Here is a 6,428-nt window from a genome sequence, read left to right as displayed (position 1 = left end):
ATTTTTTATTTAATAAGAACCATATTTAGAGAAAGAAATAAAAAAGACGAGTAAGCTTCAAACATTATTTTGTTGTACATATTCGTTAAACTATAGGTATTGAACCTTTATATAACAGTAGCGATTGTCACTATAAATAGTGGCAGTCGCTATTGTTTTGTTGAACCTATATGTTGCAGTCAGCATTGGCACTGGATTTCTCTTCTTATTTTGTCAATGCACTTTCGGGGTGTTGCAGCTTCCATTTGCGCGGAAGAAGATTCAGCAGTTCCTTATAAGTCGTCTTTTTGTAATAGGGCATTCGGTCAATGACATCATTGAGATAATCCCTTGGGGTTACATCATGTGCCTTACAGGTGGTCAGCAGGGAACAGATGACCGACATATTGACCGCTGCCTTATGGTTGCCGCAGAAGAAGTTATGACGCATCTGTATACAGGGCTGCGGCCGTGTACTCTCTGATAGCCGCCTGTAAATCAGCAGAAGTCGACCCTAAAATCTGGATGGAAGATGTCCTGAGCAAAATCGAACATTCCAGACACCGTTCATTCAGTAACTTTATAGCCAATTCTTTGTCGGCTATCTCAGCATACTGCTTTTTTGAAAAGAAGCCCGCCATTGATGTAAACTTTATCAATGACGGGCAACTTACTATCTTTTGATTTTATGTCGAACTCACGTTATTTATTGCGTTTCAGGAACAAAGAATTCGTAATGGTAGCGGGCAGTTCTTCCTGATAGTGTGTTACCATAATCAGGGTTTTATCCTTTCGATTGCAGAACGCCTCGATGACATCCTTCACCAGCCGGCGGTTACGCATATCCAGTCCGTGCAACGGCTCGTCCAGAATCAGGAGTTCCGGGTCTTTGACAAACGCACGGGCCAGCAACACCATACGCTGCTCTCCGCTGGAAAGTTGCAGGAAACTGCGGTCTTTTAGGTCAGCAATACCAAAGATATCCATCCACCACACGCACGTATCCACATCTTTTTCCTGCATCTTGCGGTACAGTCCGATGGAATCATGCAGTCCGCTGGCCACAATGTCAATGGCTGGCAAGTTCTTCAGATAAGCGCGGTGCATTTCAGGACTCACATAACCGATGTGTTTCTTGATTTCCCAGATACTTTCACCACTCCCTCGTTTGCGACCGAACAAAGAAATGTCGCAGGCATAGCTCTGTGGATTATCGGCACAAATCAAGCTCAGCAAAGTGGACTTCCCTGCCCCGTTCTCGCCGCTGAGCGCCCACTTTTCACCGCACTTCACCGTCCAGTCGAGTTCTTTCAGAATCACCCGTTCACCGTAACGGATGCTTACCTTGTTCAAGTCTACGATATGCTCCGTATGGAACAGGTTATCGGCATACGGCAAGTCGAGTATCCGCTGCCGTTTCTCGTCAGGCAACACATGAGCAGGGTCCGGTTCACGGTGTGCCAAATATTCCTGCAAGGTGATTTTCGGGCCACAATGACGGTCTTCCACCGGTATCACGTGCGTAATGAACGTCGGGATGTCGTCTGTTTTCGACAAGACTAAAATTACCTGCAAGTTGGTCATTTCAGTCAGTTTTCCCAGCAATGTGTGCAGCAGTCCCCGGGTACGTGCATCCAGTCCGATGAAAGGATTGTCCATAATCAGCACCCTCGGGCCGCTCAACAAGGTCTTGGTCAGCTGAAACTTGCGGAGCTCCCCGCTCGACAGCAGAATAATGTGTTTGCTGAGCATCTCCTCAATGCCAAACAAATCGTACAGCGCTTTCCGCAATTGTTCGTCCTTGCAGGGAGGAAGCAAATCGGCTACGATAGGCGTATCGTCCAGGTCCTGCGAATTCCAACGCTGCTGGTAATAATAGTTCCCGTCGGCATCCCCGTACGAGTCACGGAAAGTGATGTACTTGATGTTGTCGCAAGCCATCTTCGATTCCGAAGGTGAGAAATCGTATTTCACTTCATTCATCAGCAACGGATAGCGTCCGGTAATGGTGTCTACCAGCAGACTCTTTCCGCCTCCGTTCGGTCCTACGATGGCCACATGTTCCCCTGCCGAAATCTGCAAGTTCACAGGCTCTTTCATCCGGTACAAGGGATGACGAGTCACTCCGTTTTCAATTGTAATTACATTCTGCATTGTCTTTCTCTGTTTTTATTTTGTTTCTTTAAGCAGTTGTTCTCTTGGTTTATTGATGCACAATCATGGCCGTACGAGGCGCTACCACCAGTTTGTTTCCGGTTAGCGTTCCCAGTCCTAACACATTGTCTATGCGTCCGTCACGGCAGGCAATCCAGTAACGTCCCTCGGGTATATCAATTTCTACGGGTTCTGTACGCGCATTGAGCACCACAATCGTGTTCAGCCATGAATCGCCTGCCGGCTTTCCCTTGATACGGAAAGCCACCACGTTGCTGGCCGGTACAGACAAAAACTCCAGGTGCTTGGCTATTAAGCCGGCCTCTCCCATACGGAAAGAAGGATGCGCCTTTCGCATGGCTATCAACCCCCTCACATAATCAAAGAAGTCACGCTGCGAGGTCTTTCTTCCCCAGTTGATGGCATTGATTTCGTCTGGACTTTTGTATGAATTGGCTACTCCTTGCTTGTCACGCAGAATTTCGTCACCTGCATACCAGAACGGGATACCTTGCGAGGTAAATACTGCCGTAGCAGCCAGTTTGGCCAAGGCGTTCATCTCTAAAGCAGAAAGTCCCGGCAGCGTCGCTTTCAGGCGGTCAGCCAGGCAAAGATCATCGTGACAACTCACGTAACTAATCATCTGCTCCGGTTGTGCAGCCCAGAAAGTCGGCACAGTGGATTCCTTGTCACTGACCAGTTGCGGATGTGCGATTCCTCCTGCCAGTCCGAACTTCACACCGGCGGCATATCCCATACGCCCGATAAGAAAAGCTCCCTTGGCATCGTTACCCCAGGGGCCACGCAGACTGTCACGCATTTCATCACAAAACATGCCGATGTGAGGAAGGCGTGAAGCATTTTTTTTCTTTGCCAGCAAACTGTCTGGCAATTGTGGCGCATTGGCAGTCCAACCTTCTCCATATATGCATATCGTAGGATCAATCTTGTCGAGTGCCCTGCGGATGGCATTCATGGTTTCGATGTCATGAATCCCCATCAGGTCAAAGCGGAACCCGTCTATGTGATACTCTCTGGCCCAATAGCAGACCGATTCTATCATGAAACGTCGCATCATCGGTCGTTCGCTGGCCGTTTCATTGCCACATCCCGATGCGTTAGCCCATTTCCCATCTTTGTCCGTACGATAGAAATACCCCGGTACAGTCCGTTCGAAATTGCCTCCCTTCGTGATAGCCGTGTGATTATATACCACGTCCATCACTACCCGGATGCCTGCCCGGTGAAGCGCCATGACCATCTGCTTGAATTCTCGGATACGCACATCCGGCCGATAAGGGTCGGTGGCATACGAACCTTCCGGTACATTATAATTCTTTGGATCGTACCCCCAGTTGTATTGCGGTTTGTCGAGCTTGGTTTCATCTACTGAAGAAAAGTCGAACGAAGGCAACAATTGTACGTGTGTCACGCCCAACTCCTTCAAATGGTCAATGCCCGTTTTCTCGCCTAAATACGTATGGGTTCCCTCCTCCGTCAAAGCCAGGAACTTTCCTCGGTGATGTATGCCGGAGATGGTATCGATAGAGAAATCCCGGTGATGCAGTTCATAAATCACCATATCGGAGAAGCGTTTCAGCGGTGGACGTTTGTCTTCATCCCATCCTTCGGGGTTCGTATCCTTCCAGTTAATGACGGCCGCCCGATCTCCATTCACTCCCACAGCCTTTGCCATGAGCCCGGGAGTATCTCCCTGCCACACATCGTCCACTTTGACATTGAACGTGTAGAACTTTCCTTTCAGGTCTTCGTTTATGAGGGCTTGCCACATACCATCGGATGCCGGCTCCATCTTCACCATGCGATAAGCTGAACCACCTTGTCCTTTTTCATACAGCAGTACCCGCACTTCCTGGGCCGAAGGAGCCCACAGTGAAAACTTTGTCGCAGAAGGTGTATAAACCATTTCCTCCCATTCTCCCTTGTATACCGGATATTCATCAAACGGCGTACTGGTATGCTGCTGTGAGGAAGTACATCCAGTGGCCACAGCCACGGCTGACATCACTACAAGCTGTTTTAAATTCATGATTATAATCTCCTATTTTTTTATGCGTCCCGGATTTTTGGTGATAAAATCCTTCCAGCTGGAGTAGGACTTCGGCATTTCCGGGCGTCCCATCTGCAAATAATGGCAATAAGCTGCTCCCAGCGCATCCGTTGCATCCATAAAAGGTCCCATTTCCGAGTCGGGTATGTGCAGCATGCGCTTCAGCATATCGGCCACTTGCTCTTTGCTGGCCTGTCCGTTGCCGGTAATGGCCATTTTGATTTTCAGCGGGGCATATTCCGTCACGGGAATGTCACGCGTCAGTGCAGCCACGATGGCTACGCCCTGCGCACGTCCCAGTTTTAGCATGGATTGTACGTTCTTTCCGAAGAATGGAGCTTCAATGGCCAGTTCATCAGGAAGATACGAAGAGATGATGCCTTGTACCCGTTCGTATATGTGCTTCAGTTTCAGATACGAATCGGTACATTTGCGCAAATCGATGACTCCCAGCGTCAGTACCTCCGGTTTTACACCTGTTACCTTCAGCACCCCGTATCCCATGATGTTCGTACCCGGGTCGATACCTAGAATTATTTTTTCTTTTACTGGCCGTATCACCTTATTACCTCCATTAATGTAGGGAAACCGATGACCTTATCCTTAAATACTTTCATCATTTCCGTATTCAATGCCGTTCCTTGCTTTACGTGCCAGCGGTGCAGTGCAGCACTGTCTTCCACTTCCCACTGAAGCGAGAAGCATTCACTGTCCTGCTCCTTATGGCTCAGGATACGCAGAATACGGGGATTCTTCAGTTCGCCCGAGTTTTCCACTTCCGGAATGTAATATTCGTTTAGCCAAATCACAAAATTACGGGCATCGCCCATCTCTACATGAAAGGTAGTATTATAAATCAGCATATATTTTTCTGTTTTAGTTTTATTATGAAATAAAAAAATCCAATGTATACAACCCTAATCAGGAATACCGGCGCGGATAGCGGAACAAGATGCTCAATAAGGCTACCACGCCCAATGTCATGGGGTAATACAGGTAGATGATGATGTTGATAGGCGACAGACCGGAGAGCTCGGCCGCAATCAATAGCTGCGCACCATAAGGAATAATACCCTGAATTACGCACGAGAACGTATCAAGGATGCTGGCACTTTTTCGTTTGTCTACCCGGAACTGTTCGGCAATATCGTTGGCCAGCGGACCTACGGTAATAATGGCAATCGTGTTGTTGGCTGTACAGATATTGGCCAGGCTCACTAAGGCAGCGATACTCAGTTCAGCTCCCCGCTTATCCTTTACGTGCTGCGTCAGGCGGTGCAACACATAGTCTACTCCTCCATTGAAGCGTATCAGTTCCAGCATGCCTCCAGCCATTAGAGTCACAATAATCAGCTCTCCCATTCCCGTCATGCCTTTTCCCATGGCGCCGAACCATCCGAATGCATCAAACGTGCCGTATACCATGCCTACAATGCCCGTGGAAATCAGTCCCAGCAACAATACCAGCAAAACATTGATGCCGGCTATGGCGGTTCCTAATACAATAATATAAGGAATCACCTTCATCCACTCTACGTGAGGAATATCTTGTGTCACTTCAATGTGGCTGCCATATATAATGTAATAGATGAATACAAGCAAGGCAGCTGGAAAAGCAATTAAGGAGTTCACCCGAAATTTGTCACGCATCACGCACCCTTGCGTACGGGTGGCCGCGATGGTCGTATCGGAAATAAAGGACAGGTTGTCGCCGAAAAAGGCTCCACCCACTACTACTGCCGTCATGAAGACCACGCTGACATCCGTCTTGGCCGCGATACCGGCAGCTACAGGAACCAGTGCGACAATGGTGCCGACTGATGTACCGATGGAAAGGGAAATGAAGCACGATGCCAGAAAGATTCCAGCCAGGAGCAGATTACCCGGAAGCAGCTGCAAAGTCAGATTTACCGTTGCATCAATAGCACCCATGGCCTGAGCCGACTGTGCAAAAGCACCTGCCAGAATAAAAATCCAGATCATCAACATGATATTCTTGTTGGCCGCCCCTGTGGAGTACTGCAACAAACGGTCGTTCAAGCTAAGTCCCTTCGTAATGGCCACGGCATAAATAGAAGAAAACATAAATGCCACCGTGATAGGAATCTTATAGAAATCGTTGATAAGGAGAGAAGTTACCAGATAAATACATAAAAAGACTACTAGCGGACTTAAAGCCCAGGCGTTTGGTTTGTTTACGATAGGGGTTAGTTTCTGAAAATTC

General features: G+C 48.2%; 6 protein-coding genes and 1 pseudogene. 1 reads left to right on the top strand and 6 read right to left on the bottom strand.

What is annotated here, in order from left to right; genetic code table 11:
- Positions 1-205: 205 nt before the first annotated feature.
- Positions 206-430 carry a transposase domain-containing protein gene (locus ACMJ0U_RS03240; protein ID WP_417128143.1) on the bottom strand — a complete coding sequence of 75 codons (225 nt, stop codon included), beginning with the start codon at positions 428-430 and terminating at the stop codon, positions 206-208.
- Positions 431-516: 86 nt separating this feature from the next.
- On the opposite strand from ACMJ0U_RS03240, the pseudogene ACMJ0U_RS03235 reads away from it, so the two are divergent.
- A pseudogene (locus ACMJ0U_RS03235) lies at positions 517-663 on the top strand (IS982 family transposase); the annotation flags it as partial.
- 18 nt (positions 664-681) lie between these two features.
- On the opposite strand, the gene ACMJ0U_RS03230 reads toward ACMJ0U_RS03235, so the two are convergent.
- The 5 genes from ACMJ0U_RS03230 to ACMJ0U_RS03210 are packed head-to-tail and all read right to left on the bottom strand — an operon-like array spanning position 682 to position 6,406.
- Positions 682-2,133, bottom strand: coding sequence for an ATP-binding cassette domain-containing protein (locus ACMJ0U_RS03230; RefSeq protein ID WP_417128141.1), 1,452 nt, complete (start codon positions 2,131-2,133; stop codon positions 682-684).
- Positions 2,134-2,182: 49 nt separating this feature from the next.
- Complete coding sequence (gene pulA / locus ACMJ0U_RS03225) at positions 2,183-4,183, bottom strand: type I pullulanase (RefSeq protein ID WP_417128139.1); 2,001 nt, start codon at positions 4,181-4,183, stop codon at positions 2,183-2,185.
- 12 nt (positions 4,184-4,195) lie between these two features.
- Complete coding sequence (gene ruvC, locus ACMJ0U_RS03220) at positions 4,196-4,765, bottom strand: crossover junction endodeoxyribonuclease RuvC (protein WP_417128137.1); 570 nt, start codon at positions 4,763-4,765, stop codon at positions 4,196-4,198.
- Positions 4,762-5,067, bottom strand: a complete 306-nt coding sequence (locus ACMJ0U_RS03215; RefSeq protein WP_417128135.1) for a DUF4286 family protein — start codon at positions 5,065-5,067, stop codon at positions 4,762-4,764. The genes ruvC and ACMJ0U_RS03215 overlap by 4 nt, the downstream gene beginning before the upstream one ends.
- Positions 5,068-5,125: 58 nt before the next feature.
- Positions 5,126-6,406: a Na+/H+ antiporter NhaC family protein gene (locus tag ACMJ0U_RS03210; protein WP_417128144.1), complete on the bottom strand. Its 1,281-nt coding sequence runs from the start codon at positions 6,404-6,406 to the stop codon at positions 5,126-5,128.
- Between the last annotated feature and the right edge of the window lie 22 nt (positions 6,407-6,428).

The organism is Phocaeicola sp., from assembly GCF_048170425.1.
Classification (GTDB): Bacteria; Bacteroidota; Bacteroidia; order Bacteroidales; family Bacteroidaceae; genus Phocaeicola.
This window is presented reverse-complemented; position numbering and strand designations above follow the sequence as displayed.